At 69.1% G+C, this 18,388-nt stretch carries 12 protein-coding genes and 1 pseudogene; 11 read left to right on the top strand and 2 right to left on the bottom strand.

Going from position 1 to position 18,388, the window contains the following annotated elements; genetic code table 11:
* Positions 1-21 precede the first annotated feature (21 nt).
* From ACWD68_RS00240 to ACWD68_RS00205, 8 genes are all read left to right on the top strand, one after another.
* Positions 22-954, top strand: coding sequence for a carbohydrate ABC transporter permease (locus ACWD68_RS00240; RefSeq protein WP_451804016.1), 933 nt, complete (start codon positions 22-24; stop codon positions 952-954).
* Between the two features lie 15 nt (positions 955-969).
* Complete coding sequence (locus ACWD68_RS00235) at positions 970-1,908, top strand: carbohydrate ABC transporter permease (protein ID WP_451804014.1); 939 nt, start codon at positions 970-972, stop codon at positions 1,906-1,908.
* Positions 1,909-2,150: 242 nt separating this feature from the next.
* Positions 2,151-3,350, top strand: a complete 1,200-nt coding sequence (locus tag ACWD68_RS00230) for an ROK family transcriptional regulator (RefSeq protein WP_451804012.1) — start codon at positions 2,151-2,153, stop codon at positions 3,348-3,350.
* Positions 3,351-3,482: 132 nt separating this feature from the next.
* A complete protein-coding gene (locus ACWD68_RS00225; protein WP_451804400.1) occupies positions 3,483-4,580 on the top strand; it encodes a substrate-binding domain-containing protein in 1,098 nt (365 codons plus the stop codon).
* Between the two features lie 181 nt (positions 4,581-4,761).
* Entirely contained in the window at positions 4,762-5,556 is a 795-nt protein-coding gene (locus tag ACWD68_RS00220) for an ATP-binding cassette domain-containing protein (RefSeq protein WP_451804010.1), read from the top strand.
* A complete protein-coding gene (locus tag ACWD68_RS00215) occupies positions 5,553-6,845 on the top strand; it encodes a sugar ABC transporter permease (RefSeq protein ID WP_451804008.1) in 1,293 nt (430 codons plus the stop codon). Before ACWD68_RS00220 ends, ACWD68_RS00215 begins: the two co-directional genes overlap by 4 nt.
* Positions 6,846-7,038: 193 nt before the next feature.
* Positions 7,039-8,970 carry a 1-deoxy-D-xylulose-5-phosphate synthase gene (gene dxs / locus ACWD68_RS00210; protein ID WP_451804006.1) on the top strand — a complete coding sequence of 644 codons (1,932 nt, stop codon included), beginning with the start codon at positions 7,039-7,041 and terminating at the stop codon, positions 8,968-8,970.
* A 151-nt stretch (positions 8,971-9,121) separates the two neighbouring features.
* The gene (locus ACWD68_RS00205) at positions 9,122-10,645 is read left to right on the top strand and encodes an amino acid permease (RefSeq protein WP_451804004.1); all 1,524 of its coding nucleotides are present in this window, start codon (positions 9,122-9,124) and stop codon (positions 10,643-10,645) included.
* Positions 10,646-11,012: 367 nt separating this feature from the next.
* Here the strand turns inward: ACWD68_RS00205 and ACWD68_RS00200 are convergent, their stop codons facing one another.
* Both ACWD68_RS00200 and ACWD68_RS00195 read right to left on the bottom strand, forming a co-directional pair.
* Positions 11,013-11,387, bottom strand: a complete 375-nt coding sequence (locus tag ACWD68_RS00200) for an NTP pyrophosphohydrolase (RefSeq protein ID WP_451804002.1) — start codon at positions 11,385-11,387, stop codon at positions 11,013-11,015.
* Between the two features lie 4 nt (positions 11,388-11,391).
* Positions 11,392-12,324 carry a hypothetical protein gene (locus ACWD68_RS00195; protein ID WP_451804000.1) on the bottom strand — a complete coding sequence of 311 codons (933 nt, stop codon included), beginning with the start codon at positions 12,322-12,324 and terminating at the stop codon, positions 11,392-11,394.
* Positions 12,325-12,389: 65 nt separating this feature from the next.
* On the opposite strand from ACWD68_RS00195, the gene ACWD68_RS00190 reads away from it, so the two are divergent.
* From ACWD68_RS00190 to pgsB, 3 genes and pseudogenes are all read left to right on the top strand, one after another.
* Entirely contained in the window at positions 12,390-13,610 is a 1,221-nt protein-coding gene (locus ACWD68_RS00190) for a CapA family protein (RefSeq protein WP_451803998.1), read from the top strand.
* Between the two features lie 436 nt (positions 13,611-14,046).
* On the top strand, positions 14,047-16,308 hold the full coding sequence (locus tag ACWD68_RS00185) for a HAMP domain-containing protein (protein ID WP_451803996.1): 2,262 nt from the start codon (positions 14,047-14,049) through the stop codon (positions 16,306-16,308).
* 6 nt (positions 16,309-16,314) lie between these two features.
* A pseudogene (gene pgsB / locus ACWD68_RS00180) lies at positions 16,315-17,683 on the top strand (poly-gamma-glutamate synthase PgsB); the annotation flags it as partial.
* Positions 17,684-18,388 lie beyond the last annotated feature (705 nt).

The raw sequence follows: 18,388 nt of genomic DNA, 5'->3' as shown, positions 1-18,388 counted from the left end.
GCACACCAGGGGCAGGATGCCATGCGAAAAGGGCAGTACCGGTTCGTCGCGGGGTTTCTCCTCGCACCTTTGGCGCTGTATCTGATCTTCGTGATCTGGCCTTACCTACAGACCATCGGTTACTCCTTCACCGACTGGAAGGGCCAGTCGCAGACGTTCGGTTTCGTCGGCCTGGACAATTACAAGGAGTTGTTCCAGGACGACGTATTCCTCCAAGCGATCTGGCACAACATCCTGTTCCTGGTGTTCATCCCGGTGATCACCATCCTGCTCGCCCTCTTCTTCGCCTTCATGGTGAACGCGGGCGGGCGGGGCGGCGCCGGTGGCGTACAGGGCGTCGCCGGCTCGCGCTTCTACAAGATCGTGTACTTCTTCCCGCAGGTCCTGTCGCTCGCGATCGTGGCGGTGCTCTTCGGGGCGCTCTACCGCAGTGACAGCGGAGGTCTGCTCAACGGCCTGCTGATCAAGCTCGGCCTGGTGGACGCGAACAGTCCCGTCGAGTGGATGAACGAGCCCAACCTGGTGCTCTGGTGCCTGATGGCGGTCGTCGTCTGGCACGGCGTCGGTTTCTATCTGGTGCTCTTCTCCGCCGCCATGCAGTCCATCCCGCGGGACATCTACGAGGCCGCGCTGCTGGACGGCGCGAGCCGCACCCACACCTTCTTCCGGGTCACCCTGCCGCTGCTGTGGGACACGGTGCAGACCGCCTGGGTCTATCTCGGCATCATCGCGATGGACATGTTCGTGCTCGTCTCGACCACGACCCAGGGCACCGGCTACGGCGGTGGGCCCGACCACCACAGCGAGGTCATGGCGAACGTCATGATGCGCAACTTCCTCTACTACGGGAAGAGCGGCTACGCCTGTGCCATGGGCGTCGTCATGCTCCTTCTCACCCTGATCCTGTCCGTGGTCACGCTGCGCGCCACCCGCCGCGAGCGCATCGAGTTCTGAGCGGGAGACACGACTATGAGCGCACCCATCACGGAGCCGACGAAGGTCGACGGCGCCGGAGTACCCCCGCAGCGGACCGTCAGGAAGACCCCGCCACGGCCGGGCGACAAGCGCACCGAGGGCATGGCCCTCAACGTCTTCTCGCACGGCTTCCTGGCCCTGTGGGCCGTCCTGATCATCCTGCCGCTGCTGTGGCTGGTCCTGAGCTCCTTCAAGACCGACGCGCAGATCGGCGGTTCGGCCCTCGGCTGGCCGTCGAACTGGCAGCTCGACGTGTTCAGCCGGGCCTGGAACAAGGGCATCGGCGACTACTTCGCCAACACCCTGATCGTGCTGGTGTTCTCGGTCCCGCTGACCATGCTCCTCGGCTCGATGGCGGCGTACGTACTGGCCCGCTACGAGTTCCCGGGCAACCGGCTCATCTACTACTTCTTCGTCGGCGGGGCCATGTTCCCCGTCTTCCTCGCCCTGGTGCCGCTGTTCTTCATGGTCAAGCGCCTCGACATGCTGAACTCGTACCAAGGCCTGATTCTGGTGTACGTCGCCTACTCGCTGCCGTTCACCGTGTTCTTCATGCACGCGTTCTTCCGGACGCTGCCCACGGCGGTCTTCGAGGCGGCGGTGCTCGACGGAGCCTCGCACACCCGGGCGTTCTTCCAGGTCATGCTGCCGATGGCCAAGCCCGGACTGCTCAGCGTCGGCATCTTCAACGTCCTGGGCCAGTGGAACCAGTACATCCTGCCCTCGGTGCTGATGCAGCCGCAGAACAGTTCGGATCCGGAACGCTACGTTCTGACCCAGGGCCTCATCCAGCTCCAACAACAGCAGGGGTATGCCACCGATCTTCCCGTCCTGTTCGCCGGCGTGACGATCGCGATGATCCCCATGCTGATCGTCTACCTGTCCTTCCAGCGCCAGGTCCAGGCGGGTCTCACCTCGGCGACTCTCAAGTAGCGCCCCGTCCCTTCCTCGCCTACGCCACCTCCGTCCCCGGGGGTGGCGTACGCGTGTCCGGGTCGTGGCGAGAATCGAACATGACTGGGTGGACCTGATTTTCGTCAAGGACTTGACTGCGGTAACCCGTTCAGCGGAGCTTGGAGTTCACAACTTGTAAGTGACCGGGGTCCCGTTGACGTGACCCAGATCACACGGGCGGCATCGGGGCCGCCCGGCTGAGGGCAGGAGTGGATGAGTCGATGGAGACTCCGGGGTCGCAGTCGTCGCTGCACCGAGCCAATCTGGAACGCGTCGTGAGAGCGGTGCGCCTTGCCGGTTCGCTCACGCAGGCGGAGATCGCGAGGGCGACGGGCCTATCGGCCGCGACCGTTTCCAATATCGTCCGTGAACTCAAGGACAGCGGAACGGTCGAGGTCACACCCACTTCGGCCGGCGGCCGCAGGGCGCGCAGCGTGTCCTTGAGCGGGGACGCCGGCATCGTCATCGGTGTCGACTTCGGGCATACGCATTTGCGCGTCGCGGTCGGGAATCTGGCTCATCAGGTGCTGGCGGAGGAGTCCGAGCCGCTGGATGTGGACGCCTCCGCCGCGCAGGGCTTCGACCGGGCCGAGGAGCTGGTCGGTCGCCTGATCGCAGCAACCGGTGTGGACCCTTCCAAGATCGCGGGTGTGGGCCTCGGCGTGCCGGGGCCCATCGACGTGGAATCGGGGACTCTGGGGTCCACCTCGATCCTGCCGGGCTGGACCGGCGCCAGGCCCGCCGAGGAGCTGCGGGGGCGGCTCGGCGTGCCTGTCTACGTGGACAACGACGCGAATCTGGGCGCGCTCGGCGAGATGGTCTGGGGGAGCGGGCGCGGAGTCCGGGACCTGGCCTACATCAAGGTCGCCAGCGGTGTCGGCGCGGGCCTGGTGATAGAGGGCAAGATCTACCGCGGTCCGGGTGGCACAGCGGGAGAAATCGGGCATATTACACTTGATGAATCCGGCCCCGTCTGCCGTTGCGGCAATCGCGGCTGCCTGGAGACCTTCGCGGCGGCGCGCTATGTGCTGCCGCTCCTCCAGTCCAGTCACGGCACGGATCTGACCATGGAAGGCGTGGTCAGGCTGGCGCGGGACGGAGATCCGGGCTGCCGTCGGGTGATCGCCGACGTGGGCCGACATATCGGCAGTGGAGTCGCGAATCTCTGCAATTTGCTGAACCCGAGCCGGGTGGTCCTCGGCGGCGATCTCGCCGAGGCCGGGGAGCTTGTTCTCGGGCCCATCAGGGAGTCTGTCGGCCGCTATGCGATCCCGAGCGCCGCACGTCAACTCTCGGTGTTGCCAGGGGCGCTTGGGGGCCGTGCGGAGGTGCTCGGAGCGCTCGCTCTCGCGCTCAGCGAGATGGGCGATTCGACCCTTTTGGACGGCTCCTTGTCGGCCGCTGCCCCTGCCTTCACTTAGAGAACGCATGGCACCGTTGCCATCTCGTTAAGTATTTACTTCTTGACGTCGCACGGGTGGCCGAGTTGACTCCAAACCACCTCGGCCGCAACGACGCGGCCTCGTCAGGGAGGTTTCAAAGTGAACACGCAGATGCGTCGTGCCGCCGTTGCCGTTGCCGCTGGTGCAATGGCTGTTTCGCTGGCCGCTTGTGGCAGTGCCAAGGAGTCCGGTGGCGGGAGCGACAGCTCCGCCCCCGCCAAGAAGGGCGACGCGATCAAGGTCGGTCTGCTCCTTCCGGAGAACCAGACGGCCCGCTACGAGAGCTTCGACAAGCCGCTGATCGAGAAGAAGATCAGCGAGCTGACGAACGGCAAGGGCAAGGTCGTCTACGCCAACGCCAAGCAGGACGCGAGCACGCAGAACCAGCAGGTCGACACGATGATCACCAACAAGGTGGACGTGCTGATCGTTGACGCTGTGGACGCCGCCGCGATCAAGAGCTCGGTCCAGAAGGCCAAGGACGCCGGCATCCCGGTCGTGGCCTACGACCGCCTCGCGCAGGGCCCCATCTCGGCCTACACCTCGTTCGACAACAAGACTGTCGGCAAGACGCAGGGCACGGCGCTCCTCGAGGCCCTCGGCTCGAAGGCCAAGTCCGGCAAGATCGTCATGATGAACGGTTCGGTCACCGACCCGAACGCCGCTCAGTTCAAGGCCGGCGCCCACGAGGTGCTCGACGGCAAGGTGAACGTCGGCAAGGAGTACGACACCAAGGAGTGGAAGCCGGAGAACGCCAACGCCAACATGGAGGCGGCGATCTCGGCTCTCGGCAAGAAGAACATCGTCGGTGTCTACTCCGCGAACGACGGCATGGCCGGCGGTATCATCACCGCGCTGAAGGCCGCCGGCATCAAGGTCCCGGTCACGGGCCAGGACGCCGAGCTCGCGGGTGTGCAGCGCATCCTCGCGGGTGAGCAGTTCATGAGCGTCTACAAGCCGTACGCCCCGGAGGCCGACGCCGCCGCCGAGCTGGCCGTCGCGCTCGCCCAGGGCAAGTCGCTCGACACCGTCGCCAAGGACAAGGTCGACAGCCCGACCGACAAGCAGATCCCGTCCCTGCTGGTCCCCGTCACCTCGCTGACCAAGGACAACATCAAGGACACCGTCGTGAAGGACGGCCTGTACACGGTCAAGGACATCTGCACCCCGGCGTACGCCGCGGCCTGCAAGAAGGCCGGCCTGCAGTAAACAACCGCGAGTAGCCAAACGCGTACGGGAATTCGATACTGAGTTCCCGTACGTGACTCGCGTGATCGAAGCTCCTCCGGCGCCCCGCATCCAACAGCCCCGCAAGCTAAGCGGGGCGCCGGACGGAACACCCCACAGCAAACTTCTGCACAACCTCCCGCCGGGTCAGGCGGCGAAGGAGATGGTTCACGTGTCCGCTACGCCTGTTCTGGCGTTGCGCGGGATCTCCAAGCGATTCGGTGCCGTCCAGGCGCTCACCGATGTAGAGCTTGAAGTCCACGCCGGTGAAGTGGTCGCCCTGGTGGGCGACAACGGCGCCGGAAAGTCCACGCTGGTCAAGACGATCGCCGGCGTGCACCCCATCGATGAGGGCGTCATCGAATGGGACGGTAAGTCCGTCCAGATCAACCGCCCGCACGACGCCCAGAACCTGGGCATCGCGACGGTCTACCAGGACCTCGCGCTCTGCGACAACATCGATGTCGTCGGGAACCTCTACCTGGGCCGTGAGCTGAAGAAGCGCGGCATCCTGGACGAGGTCGAGATGGAGCGCCGCTCCCGCGAGCTGCTGAACACGCTGTCGATCCGCATCCCCAGCGTCCGTATCCCGATCGCCTCGCTCTCCGGCGGTCAGCGCCAGACCGTGGCGATCGCCCGTTCCATGCTCGGTGAGCCCAAGCTCGTCATCCTGGACGAGCCCACCGCGGCCCTCGGTGTCGAGCAGACCGCCCAGGTCCTCGACCTGGTCGAGCGTCTGCGCGAGCGGGGTCACGCCGTGATCCTCATCAGCCACAACATGGCTGACGTGAAGGCCGTGGCCGACAAGGTCGCCGTTCTGCGCCTCGGGCGCAACAACGGCATCTTCGAGGTCAAGTCGACCTCCCAGGAAGAGATCATTTCCGCCATCACGGGCGCCACGGAGAACGCCGTGACCCGTCGTGCGGCGCGCAGCAGCAACGGGGAGGCTCAGAAGTGAGCATCGACAAGACCTCTGAGACCCCTGGGGACCACGTCGTGGAGAACCCCGAGGCGGCCGCGCACGCGGTCACCGCGGTCGACCCCCGACTGCTCGTCCGCGAGCAGGGCTTCGCCGGTTACATCGGCGAGTTCAAGCGCAAGATGAAGGCCGGCGACCTGGGTTCCATCCCGGTCGTCATCGGCCTGATCATCATCTGGGCGATCTTCGCCAGCCTGAACTCGAACTTCCTCACCGCGGGCAACCTCTCCGACATCTCCGTCGCCATGGTCGGCACGGGCATGATCGCGGTCGGCATCGTCTTCGTGCTGCTGCTCGGTGAGATCGACCTGTCGGTCGGTTCGCTCTCCGGTGTGGCCGGCGCCACGTTCGCCGTGCTCAGCGTCACGCACGGCATGAACGAGTGGCTGGCACTCGTCCTGTCCATCCTCACCGGCACGGTCGCCGGTGCGATCCAGGGCTTCTTCTTCGCGCGCATCGGTGTGCCGGCCTTCGCCGTCACCCTGGCGGGTCTGCTGTTCTGGAACGGCTTGATGCTCCAGATCCTCGGCAGCAACGGCACCATCAACCTGGACAGCGAGGGCGTCGTCGCCAAGCTGACCAGCTACTACTTCACCGATGTCGCCGCCTCCTACGTGCTCGCGATCGTGGTGACCGCCGGGTTCTTCGTCAGCTCCTACCTCGGCAACAAGCGCCGCGAGGCGGCCGGCGTGCCGTCCCGTCCGGTGGGCGAGACCATCGCCCGCACGGTGCTGCTGGGCATCCTCGCCTTCGCCGTGGCGATCATGTACAACCAGTACAAGGGTCTGCCGCTCGCCGTGGTGATCTTCCTCGCCTTCCTGCTGGTCACGGACTTCGTGCTGCGCCGTACCGCGTTCGGCCGGAAGATCTTCGCGCTCGGTGGCAGTGTCGAGGCCTCCCGTCGTGCCGGTATCAACGTCGAGTTGATCCGGATCTCGGTCTTCTCGATCTCCGGTACCTTCGCCGCCCTCGGCGGCCTGTTCATCGCCTCGAAGATCGCCTCCGCCAACCAGGGCGCGGGCGCCGGTGACCTCCTGATGAACGCCATCGCGGCGGCCGTCATCGGTGGCACCAGCCTCTTCGGTGGCCGTGGCCGCACCTGGAACGCCCTGCTGGGTGTTCTGGTCATCGTCTCGATCCAGTACGGCCTGGCCCTGCAGGGCATCGCCTCGCCGGTCCAGTACATGATCACCGGTGGTGTGCTTCTCGCCACGGTCGTCATCGACGCCGTCACCCGCAAGACCCAGAAGACCGCGGGTCGCGCGTAGGGTCCCCACCCACACAGGCCTGTGCCCGGCGCCAATGGCGGTGCCGGGCACAGTCATGTCCGGACGGGAACGCGTGTTCCCGCCCGGTTGCGCCGATCGTGTGGCGTACATCGCCGGGCCCGGGCCGCGCCCGCAAAGGCGGAACATTAGACTCGACCAAGCCCGGCAACAGCTCTACTGCAAGGAGGCACGGGTGCCGCTGCTGACCCGCATCAGGGGACCGCGCGATCTGGACCGGCTCAGCCTGGAGCAGCTGGACCAGCTGGCCGGCGAGATCAGGACCTTCCTCGTCGACGCGGTCTCCAAGACCGGCGGCCACCTCGGCCCCAACCTCGGTGTCGTGGAACTGACCATCGCCCTGCACCGCGTCTTCGAGTCGCCCAAGGACAGGGTGCTGTGGGACACGGGCCACCAGTCCTACGTCCACAAGCTGCTCACCGGCCGCCAGGACTTCTCCCGGCTGAAGATGAAGGGCGGCCTGTCCGGCTACCCCTCACAGGCCGAGTCCGAGCACGACATCATCGAGAACTCGCACGCCTCCACGGTCCTCGGCTGGGCCGACGGCCTGTCCAAGGCGAACGAGGTCCTCGGCAGGAACGACCACGTGGTCGCCGTCATCGGTGACGGCGCGCTCACCGGCGGCATGGCCTGGGAGGCGCTGAACAACATCGCCGACGCCAAGGACCGCCCGCTGATCATCGTCGTCAACGACAACGAGCGTTCGTACGCGCCGACCATCGGCGGTCTCGCGAACCATCTGGCGACCCTGCGTACCACCGACGGCTACGAGCGCTTCCTGGCCCGCGGCAAGGACCTCCTGGAGCGCACCCCGGTCGTGGGCAAGCCGCTCTACGAGACCCTGCACGGCGCGAAGAAGGGCCTGAAGGACTTCATCGCCCCGCAGGGCATGTTCGAGGACCTCGGCCTGAAGTACGTCGGCCCGATCGACGGCCACGACATCGAGGCCCTCGAGTCGGCCCTCGCCCGCGCCAAGCGCTTCGGCGGTCCGGTCATCGTGCACTGCCTCACCGAGAAGGGCCGCGGCTACCAGCCCGCCCTCCAGGACGAGGCGGACCGCTTCCACGCCGTCGGCAAGATCCACCCGGACACGGGCCTGCCGATCGCCTCCTCCGGCGCCGACTGGACCTCCGTCTTCGGCGAGGAGATGGTCGAGCTCGGCAAGGAGCGCGAGGACATCGTCGCGATCACCGCCGCGATGCTCCAGCCGGTCGGCCTCGACCGGTTCGCCAAGGCCTTCCCCAAACGGGTGTACGACGTCGGTATCGCCGAGCAGCACGCCGCCGTCTCCGCGGCCGGCCTCGCCACCGGCGGACTCCACCCCGTCTTCGCCGTCTACGCGACCTTCCTCAACCGCGCCTTCGACCAGGTCCTGATGGACGTGGCCCTGCACAAGTGCGGTGTCACCTTCGTCCTGGACCGCGCGGGTGTCACCGGCACCGACGGCGCCTCGCACAACGGCATGTGGGACATGTCCATCCTCCAGGTCGTCCCGGGCCTCAGGCTCGCCGCGCCGCGCGACGCCGACCAGGTCCGCGCCCAGTTGCGCGAGGCCGTCGACGTGAAGGACGCGCCCACCGTGGTGCGCTTCTCCAAGGGCGCGGTCGGCCCGGCCGTTCCCGCCGTGGGCCGGATCGGCGGCATGGACGTCCTGCGGGCGCCCGGCACCGACGCGCCCGACGTGCTGCTGGTCTCCGTCGGCGCGCTCGCCCCGATGTGCCTGGAGATCGCCGCTCTCCTCGACCGGCAGGGCATCTCCACCACCGTCGTCGACCCGCGCTGGGTCAAGCCGGTCGACGAGGCCATGGCCCCGCTCGCCGAGCAGCACCGCGTGGTCGTCACCGTCGAGGACAACTCCCGGGTCGGCGGTGTCGGATCGGCGATCGCGCAGGCCCTGCGCGACGCGGACGTCGACGTCCCGCTGCGCGACTTCGGCATCCCGCCGCGCTTCCTCGACCACGCCTCCCGCGCCGAGGTCATGGCGGAGATCGGCCTGACCGCGCCGGACATCGCACGGCAGGTCACCGGCCTCGTCGCCAAGCTCGACGGCCGCTACGAGCGCACCACCGTGCAGGCCGTGGACGCGGTGGAGTCCGCGCGCGACTGACGTACGGCAGTCAGCAGGGCCGAAGGGCCGGTTTCAACACCCTGTACGGGTGGTGAAACCGGCCCATTTGCGTGAAACGGGCCGCGCCGGGGGATACGTGCAATCTGCCCTCTCGATCATGTCGAGGACGACAAGCGTGGGAGGTACGACCGTGAGCAACACCCTCTTCAGGACGAAGAAGGTCGAACAATCGATCTTGGACACTGAGGAGCCGGAGCACGCACTCAAGAAGTCGCTGTCCGCTCTGGATCTCACCGTGTTCGGTGTCGGTGTCATCATCGGCACCGGCATCTTCGTCCTGACCGGCAAAGTGGCCAAGGAGAACGCGGGGCCGGGGGTCTCGCTGGCCTTCGTCGCCGCGGGTGTCGCCTGCGCGCTGGCGGCCCTGTGCTATGCGGAGTTCGCCTCCACGGTCCCGGTCGCGGGGTCCGCGTACACGTTCTCCTACGCCTCCCTCGGCGAGCTGCCCGCGTGGATCATCGGCTGGGACCTGGTCCTGGAGTTCGCGCTCGGCACGGCGGTGGTGGCCGTCGGCTGGTCGGGCTATGTCCGCTCGCTGATGGACAACGCGGGCTGGCACATGCCCGTGTCGCTCAGCGGGCGCGAGGGGGCGGACGGGTTCGGTTTCGACATCCTCGCCTCCGCGCTGGTGCTGGTGCTCACCGCCATCCTCGTCATCGGCGTGAAGCTCTCGGCCCGGATCACCACGCTGGTCGTCGCGATCAAGGTCACCGTCGTCCTGATCGTGATCATCGCGGGCGCCTTCTTCATCGAGGGCGACAACTACAAGCCGTTCATCCCGAAGGCGGAGGCCGTGGAGGCCGGCAGCGGCATCAAGTCCCCGCTGATCCAGCTGATGTTCGGCTGGGCGCCGACGAACTTCGGTGTGATGGGCATCTTCACCGCGGCCTCCGTCGTGTTCTTCGCCTTCATCGGCTTCGACGTGGTCGCGACGGCCGCCGAGGAGACGAAGAACCCGCAGCGGGACATGCCGCGCGGCATTCTCGGCTCGCTGATCATCTGCACCACGCTCTACGTCCTCGTGTCGATCGTGGTCACGGGCATGCAGAAGTACACCGAGCTGTCCATCGACGCCCCGCTCGCCGACGCGTTCAAGGCCACGGGGCACCCCTGGTACGCGGGCGTCATCAGCTTCGGCGCCGCCGTCGGACTGACCACGGTCTGCATGATCCTGCTGCTCGGCCAGACCCGTGTCTTCTTCGCGATGAGCCGCGACGGACTGCTGCCGCGCTTCTTCTCCCGCGTGCACCCGAAGTTCCGCACCCCGCACCGGCCGACCATCCTGCTGGGTGTGATCATCGCGATCCTCGCGGGCTTCACCAGCCTCAGCGAGCTGGCCGAACTGGTCAACATCGGCACGCTCTTCGCCTTCATCGTGGTCGCCGTCGGCGTCGTCGTCCTCCGCCACACCCGCCCCGACCTGCCCCGTGCCTTCCGTACCCCGCTGGTGCCGTGGGTGCCGATCCTGTCGGTGCTCGCGACGCTGTGGCTGATGCTGAACCTCCCCGCGGAGACCTGGCTGCGGTTCGCGATCTGGATGGTGATCGGCATCGTCGTCTACTTCCTCTACGGGCGCTCCCACAGCCGCCTCGGCCGGCACGAGGAGACGACGCTGGGCGACGTCCAGGGCCCGCCCGGTGGCCCCGCCCGGTAGTCGGCCCGCTCCGGCCTCGGGCCCCGTACGTCCCCCTCCGGCGGTGACTGCGGGGCCCTTCGGCGTTCCCGGGCCCGGTCGAGGTCCGCACAGGCCCGGACGACGTCCTCGTACGGGCGTCGTCGTCGACGGCAACGGCGGCGACGCGGCGCGCGGACCGGCGGCGGGGAGTGCGTACGGGTCCGGTTCTCGTCAGTGGCCCGGGGGAGATACGGGGCCAGTTCTCGTCAGTGGCCCGGGGGAGTGCGCGGGTCCAGTTCTAGTCAGTGGCCCGGGGGAGTACGTACGGGTCCGCTCCCGTCAGCGGCGTCGCTTGCCGGGTACGAGGGGGACGTGGACGGGCCGTGCGGTGCGCGCCGGCCGGCGGTCAGGGACGGGGGCGTACCGTGCGCGGCCCGGTGACCTCCGCGCCCAGTTCGCCGACCCGGCGGCGCAGTTCGCGGTCGGCCGTGACGACCAGGCGGGCGCGGCCCCCGGCCTCGGCCACCAGCTCCACCATGCGGTCGTCGCCGCTGCCCGGCGCCTCGTCGACACGGACCCCGGGGACGGAGGCCACCCCGCGCGCCGCGCCCTCCACCACCAGGACGATCTCCAGGGGGCCCGGGTGGCCGGGCAGGCCCCCCTCGGCGAAGTCGGCCAACCGGTCCCTGAGCCGCTCGGCGGCGCCGCGGCGGTCGCGCCACCAGCCGTCCGGCACGGACCCCACCACGTTGGCGCCGTCCACGATGAGCAGAGTCGTCATGCCCTCACCCTGCCAGAGCGCCCCCGGCCCAGCGGCGCGTGACGACGGAGAGGGCCTCGGCCACCCGGGCGGCCTGCCGGACGTCCGACCGCGGGCCCGGGGCGAACTCCACATGGAGGAACGGAATCCCCTTCTCGGCGGCCCAGCGCCCCTGCACGTTGTCCCGCCCGGCGAGCGGGCAGGAGCGGGCCCAGGCCCGGCACACGGCGAAGTCCTTCGCACCGAGCGCGTCGGCGAGCCTGCGGCCGGCGGGGCGGCCCGCCGTTCCGGCACCCACCGAGGCGATCACGTCGTAGCGCGGGGCGGACTCCTGGGCGAAGCCGTGCAGCTGGATGCCGGCGACACGGCGCCGGACGAGTTCGGAGCAGACCGCGTGGAAGACCGTGTCGCGGCGGTGCGCCACGTCCGCGGCACCCCCCTCACCGGATTTGCGATGTGCTCCGGCAACGACCAGGAGGCCGCCGGGCGAGCCTCTCAGGACGCGTACGCCCAGCAGTTCCGTGTGCTGGTCCGCGACCGGATGGGGCACCTGTACCGACCATCGGACGGGGTGGCCGAGGTCGATGAAGACGCGGCCCCAGCCGCGCGGCGCGGGCCCCTGGTCGACGCGGTCGTACACCTCTGCGAATCGTCGGCCGGTCACGCTGTCGACCAGAGTGCGCACGGCGAAGTCGACCTCCGCGAGCCGCTGTTCGGCCTGTTCGCGGTGATGGTCGAGGAGGAGCCCCACGCCGTCGGCGACGGTCCGCCGCTCGGCGCGGGAGGGGGGCCGGAAGGCGCCGTCGGGTGCGAACCGGTCGGTGTACGCCGCGACGGAGCGGGCCAGGTCGACGGACGGCGGACCGTCCCCGGGGCGGCCGGAGGCCGACTCCCCGCCGGTGTCGCGGGTGTCGCGCAGGACCACCGTTCCCCAGCAGGCGAGAGCGGTGATGAGCAAGAGAAGTGTTGCGATCGTTATCGTTCTGGAGCGGTTGGCCCTCATGGTTGTATCAAGATATATCGGTGACCAGACGTCGTAGCCGCCGCACCTTGCCCACTCTCCTGGCCCCGCTCACCCTCGTCGCCGCACTCTCGGGGTGCGGTCTCGTCGGAGGGGACGGAGACTCCGACGCGAAGGGGGACGGGCGCTCCTTCACCGTAGCCGCGGCCGGCGACATTCTGATCCATCCTCAGCTCATCGACCAGGCGACGGCGGACGCCAAGAAGACCGGCCGGGGGGTCGACGGCCTGGACTTCGGTCCGCTCATGGCCGGGATCAAGCCGGTGATCAGCAAGGCGGACCTGGGGATCTGCCACATGGAGCCGGTGATGGGCAAGCCGAAGGGCCCCTTCGAGAGCTACCCCAACTTCCTCATACCGCCGCAGATAGCCGGGACCATCAAGGACATCGGCTACGACACCTGCTCGACCGCCTCCAACCACTCGATCGACCACGGCTACGCCGGTGTGAAGCGCACCCTCGACACCCTGGACTCCGCGGGCCTCAAGCACACGGGCTCCTTCCGTACCGAGAAGGACGCGCTCACCCCGCTGATCATGGACGTCAAGGGGGTGAAGGTCGCGCAGATCTCCTTCGCCTTCGGCTTCAACGCCCACGAGCTGCCCAAGGACAAGCCGTGGCTGGTCAACCAGAACGACCTGGGCCGGATCAGGACGGCCGAGAAGCGGGCCCGCTCGGCGGGCGCCGAGGTCGTGATCCTCTCCATCCACTGGGGCCGTGAGCACCACCCGAACCCGTCGACCCCGCAGCTCAAGTTCGCCCGGCAGCTGGCCCGCGAGACCGGCATCGACCTGGTCATCGGGCACCACGCGCATGTCGTGCAGCCGATGGAGAAGGTCGACGGCACCTGGATCGCGTACGGCCTCGGCAACCAGGTCGCGCGCCACGACGTGCCGACGGGACTCACCGAAGAGGGCGTGATCGGTTGGTTCACCTTCACCGAGCGCGGCGGCAAGTGGGACGTCGAGGCCCGCTACGAGCCGACCCTGGTGGAGATTCCGCCGGACCCCGAGGCGACCGAGGACGGCACCCCGGCCGAGCCGGCGAAGGGTGACGTCGAGAACTACCGGCTGGTGGACGTCGCGGCGGAACTCAAGCGCGACGATCTGAGCGACCAGGAGCGGTCCCGTCTCCGCCTGGCCTTCGAGCGGACCGAGGGCACCATGCTCAACCGCGGCGCGGCGAAGGACGGCCTCGAGCCCCTCACGGAACTGCCGGGCTGAGGCCACCGGCGCGAGGATCCGTGCCCGGCCCGCCTCGGGCCGGGCACCGCCCTTGTCGCGGGCCGTGAGCCGGGGTTCGGGTCGGCCCGTGCCGGCGCCGACGACCCAGCGGACCGTGTCCGGGTCCTGAGTCCGCGCGGCCGGAGCGGTGACGAACTCCGTCCGAAACCGGAACCGATCGGTCCTGCCCGAACATGTCCATCCGAAACATGATGTTGCCCAGATCACTTTTAATCTGTGCAACTTCCTGATGCCTTCGCCGGTCTGACACGCGCAGAGACTCAGTTTTCCCTTCTGTGCCTCTGCGTTGCATCCGCACCCGCACCCGCAAGCAGGCCGCTTCCGCGCGCGCCTGCCCGTACAACCGCTTGAGAGGACCTGTCCGTTGGCGCCATCGCCCCCGGCGCGGCAGCACCGTGCTCGCCGCAGAGCTGATATGTCGCTGCTTGGCGGCATACGACCGCCCATAGCGGTCCTGTCGGCGCTCCTCCTCTCGCTCGCGGCCGTCACGGCGCTGGTGCTCGGTCCGGCCGGTGACACCAGCCTCCCCAAGGCCGTCCAGACGTCTCAGCAGCACTTCGCGGAGGACGGCGCGATCGCCCTGCGGGCCTCCATCGACGAGTCGGTGACCGACCTCGACCGCTCCGCCGGTCTGTTCAGCGCGGGCGCCCCGGTCTCCGGCGACACCGTGCTCGACAAACTGGGCAACACGTACCAGAAGTGGATGGGTACGGCGGTCATCGAGATCCGGTCGGGCAAACTCGTCGCGACCCGCGGCGAGACCGTCCCGCTGACCTCCCTCGACCGGTCCACGCTCAGCGACGAGGGCGGGCTCGCACCCCGCATGGTGCGCCTGGAGAACGGCGAGGTCCGGCTGCTGTCCTTCGCGCTGCTGTCCTGGCCCGGCAAGCCGCAGCTGCTTCTCGTCGCCTCCAACAGCCTCAAGTTCCCCGGCATCAGCCTCGGCCAGTTCCGCTCCATCGCGGTCGTGGACCGTTCCGGGGCGATCCTCAGCAGCGACGGCATCCCCGAGCCCGAGCAGGTCCTCACCGACCTCCAGCGCGAAGAGGTCGCCGCGTCCAACAAGCAGCTCAAGTCCTTCGCGAAGAAGGCGGCGAGCAAGGCCGGGGAACACCCGCTCAGCACCAAGGAGCCCGGCTCCGGCGGCTACCTGGGCGTGAGCGGCAGCCTGCTCGGCGGCACCTTCCTCAGCGACCGGTCCGTCGCCGGATACGCCACGCTCTCCGCGCCGCAGCCCGGCGAGACCACCACCGCGACCGCCCTCGGCCTCACCGTGGTCGCCATGGTGAAGGTCGCCGAGGACCCCACCCGTTCGACCTCCCCCGTCTTCGGGCTGATCGCCGGCGGCGCCCTCCTGATCATCGGCGGCATCGCCGTCGCCGTGCTGCTCGGTACGGTGCAGCGGCCGCTCATCCGGCTCTTCCTCGAGTCGCGCCGCCTCACCCGCGGCGACCTGGCACGCCCGGTGAGCGTCCCCGGGTACGGAGAAGCCCGCCGGATCGGCACGGCCCTGGAAGGACTGCGCGGCCAGCTGCTCGGTGAAGGCGCGGAGCGGAGCGAGGCCTCGCCCCGCCCGCGCGGCCCGCGCCGCATCGGAACCCGCGGCCTGCTCGCTGTCTGCGCGGTCCTGCTGCTCGCCTGGTCGGCCCCGCTGCTGCTCATCCTCAACCGGGCCGATGGCACCGTCGTGGTCCCGCAGCAGCTCGTGAACGACCAGCGCGAGCGCACCGACACGCTCACCGACCGGGTGCGCCGCGCGCTCAACGAGGGCGAGGCCGACCTCCAGTCCGTGGCCACGCTGATCGGCGACCGCACCACCCCGGACGACATGACCAAGGTGCTGGACCGCACACTCAACCAGCACCTGCGCTACCAGTCGCTCTACGTCGTCGACGCCTCCGGCGACGTGGTCGCCCAGGTCGGCGACAAGCCCCGCGAGGCACGGCCCAAGCCCGCCACCGCCGACCCCATCCAGCTGCTCGGCCAGGGAGGCAAGAAGCCGCTCGTGGTCGGCACCGCGGAGATCCCCGGCCGCGACGGGTCCGCGCTGGTCGGTGAGTTCCGGATCGACTTCCTCAACTCGGTGCTCAAGAGGCCGGGCCTCGGCGTCGTACGCCTCGTCGACGACCAGGGCAAGGTCATCGCGGGCAACACCGGCTACCTCGCCTTCCAGTCGCTGCCCAATCAGCGCCTGAAGGACCTGGCCTTCGCGGCCGGGCAGAAGGTCGGCAAGTCCGCGCACGCCGCCGGTGTCCTCTACCGCGAGGGCGGCGTGCAGATCGCCGCCGCGGCTCCCTTCGTGGGAGGCGGCCCGGCCAAGCAGCTCGGCTGGACCGTCGTCAGCTGGCAGCCCGCGGACCGGCTCGCCATTCCCGAGTACGACGTGCAGCACCGCACGGTGCTCGCCGGACTGCTGGGCGCCGCCGCGGCGGCCGCCTGCCTCGGCTGGATGCACATCGTGGTGGCCCGGCCGCTGCGCGCCCTGGCCGGCCAGGCCGAGGCGCTGGCCGAGGGCGACCGCAAGACCGTCCTGTTCCCGCGCAACCACGACGAGGTCGGCGCGGTCACCCGCTCCCTGGAACTCGTCCGCCAGCAGCTCCAGGAACAGCGCAAACAGCAGCCGTCCCCGCGCCGGAGCGCACCCGGCACCGCGCACCAGCAGCACGTAAGGAACTGATCAGCCGTGCTCTTCCTCTTCACCGTCCTGGTGGTGTGCTGCGCGATCCTGCTGGTGGCGGGCATCGTCGAACAGCGGCGGCACTTCACCAACCTGGACAACATCCCCACCCGGGTGCTGGTCAACGGCATCCGCGGCAAGTCGTCCATCACCCGGCTGTGCGCGGGCGCGCTGCGCGGCGGCGGGCTGACCACGGTCGCCAAGACCACCGGTACGGCGGCCCGGTTCATCCACCCCGACGCCACCGAGGAGCCGGTCTACCGCAAGTTCGGCATCGCCAACGTCGTCGAGCAGATCGGCATCGTCCGCCGCGCGGCCGCGTACAACCCGGACGCCCTGGTCATCGAGTGCATGGCCGTCATGCCGGCCCTCCAGGAGATCAACCAGTCCAAGCTGATCCGCTCCACGATCGGCGTCCTGTGCAACGTCCGTGAGGACCACCTCGCCGAGATGGGCCCCACCCTCGACGACGTGGCCCGCTCGCTCTCCCGGTCCATGCCGGAGGGCGGCATCTGTGTCACCGCCGAGCAGGAGCGCTTCGAGATCCTCCAGGAGGAGGCCGACTCGCGCGACTGCAAGCTGATCTACGCCGACCCGGAAACGGTCTCGGACGAGGAGCTGCGCGGCTTCAGCTGGTTCACCTTCAAGGAGAACGTGGCGATCGCGCTCACCGTCGCCGAACTCCTCGGCGTGGAGCGGGAGACGGCCCTCCAGGGCATGTACGACGCGCCCCCGGACCCCGGTGTCCTGTCCGTCGAGCGGTATGTCACCGAGGACGGCAAGAAGCTCCGCTTCGCCAACGTCTTCGCGGCCAACGACCCCGAGTCGACGCTGATGAACATCAACCAGCTGCTCGATCTCGGCGCCATCGACCGCCCGCTCAACGTGGTCATCAACTGCCGCCCCGACCGCGTCGAGCGCAACGGCCAGATGGGCGAGATCATCCCCGAGCTGGACCCCGAGAAGGTCTTCGTGATCGGCCACCCGGCCAAGAGCGCCATCGACGCGATGCCCGCGGAGTTCCGCTCCCGCGCGGTCGACCTCGGCGGCGACCGCCGCGATCCCGAGGAGTTCATGCGGGAGCTGCTCGGCGAGCTCGGCGCGGACAGCTCGCTGGTGGCCATCGGCAACATCCACGGCCAGGGCGAGCACCTGCTGGAGCACCTCGCCGAACTCCCCGCGGACGACAGCGTGGACGAGAACGCCGCCGGTGACGCCGAGCGCACCGACCGTCGCGGCGACGCGGCCGATGAGCCCCGTGTGCCGACGGCCGTGCGCGAGCACGTCGAGACCGTGCAGCTGTACGCACCGCGGATCGACCCCTACCAGCCGTACTCGGAGGCGTACGAGACGCGGTACGCACCCCAGACCCACGTCCCCGCACAGCGCACCGCGGACCACCCGTACCCCCAGCAGGGCCGACCGCAGGCGACGCCCGAAGAGCAGGGCCGTCCACGCCGGGGCCGCCCTCAGCAGGGCCAGCCGCAGGCCGGGCATCAGCAGCAGGTTCACCCTCAGCAGGGCCAGCCGCAGGCCGGGCATCAGCAGCAGGTTCACCCTCAGCAGGGCCAGCCGCAGGCCGGGCATCCCCAGCAGGGCCAGCCGCAGGCCGGGCATCCCCAGCAGGGGCACTCCCAGGCCGGGCATTTCCAGCAGGGTCACCCGCAGGCGATGCTCGACCAGCAGGGTCGGTCTCGGCAGGGCCAGCCGCAGGCCGGGCCCGTCCAGCAGGGTCACCCGCAGGCGGCGCCCGAGCAGCAGGGTCAGCCTCAGCGAGGTCACCAGCCGCAGGGCCTGCCGCAGGCGGCGCACCCGCAGATGGACCCTCTGGGTGCGTCCGCGCCGGAGGGCCGGTCGCGGCGGGCGCGTCCCGAATACCCGCAGCAGACACAGCAGCACCAACGGGAGCAGCTGCACCAGCCGGAGCACCCGCACCAGCAGCACCAGTTGGAGCACCGGCACCAGAGCCACCAGCCTGAGCAGGTGTACCGGCCCGAGCAGGCCCGTGAGCCCTGGCCGGACGGGTCGCAGGAACCCGCCGACACGCGGCCCCGGCCGCCCGGGTTCGGTGAACAGCCCG

It is taken from the genome of Streptomyces sp. NPDC005141 (assembly GCF_053599975.1).
This window is presented reverse-complemented; position numbering and strand designations above follow the sequence as displayed.

Excerpts from the sequence above, each read along its gene's own strand:
- ACWD68_RS00240 (WP_451804016.1), top strand. The coding sequence starts at position 22 with ATGCGAAAAGGGCAGTACCGGTTCGTCGCGGGGTTTCTCCTCGCACCT.
- ACWD68_RS00235 (WP_451804014.1), top strand. The coding sequence starts at position 970 with ATGAGCGCACCCATCACGGAGCCGACGAAGGTCGACGGCGCCGGAGTA.
- ACWD68_RS00230 (WP_451804012.1), top strand. The coding sequence starts at position 2,151 with ATGGAGACTCCGGGGTCGCAGTCGTCGCTGCACCGAGCCAATCTGGAA.
- ACWD68_RS00225 (WP_451804400.1), top strand. The coding sequence starts at position 3,483 with ATGCGTCGTGCCGCCGTTGCCGTTGCCGCTGGTGCAATGGCTGTTTCG.
- ACWD68_RS00220 (WP_451804010.1), top strand. The coding sequence starts at position 4,762 with ATGGTTCACGTGTCCGCTACGCCTGTTCTGGCGTTGCGCGGGATCTCC.
- ACWD68_RS00200 (WP_451804002.1), bottom strand. The coding sequence starts at position 11,387 with ATGACGACTCTGCTCATCGTGGACGGCGCCAACGTGGTGGGGTCCGTG.
- ACWD68_RS00185 (WP_451803996.1), top strand. The coding sequence starts at position 14,047 with ATGTCGCTGCTTGGCGGCATACGACCGCCCATAGCGGTCCTGTCGGCG.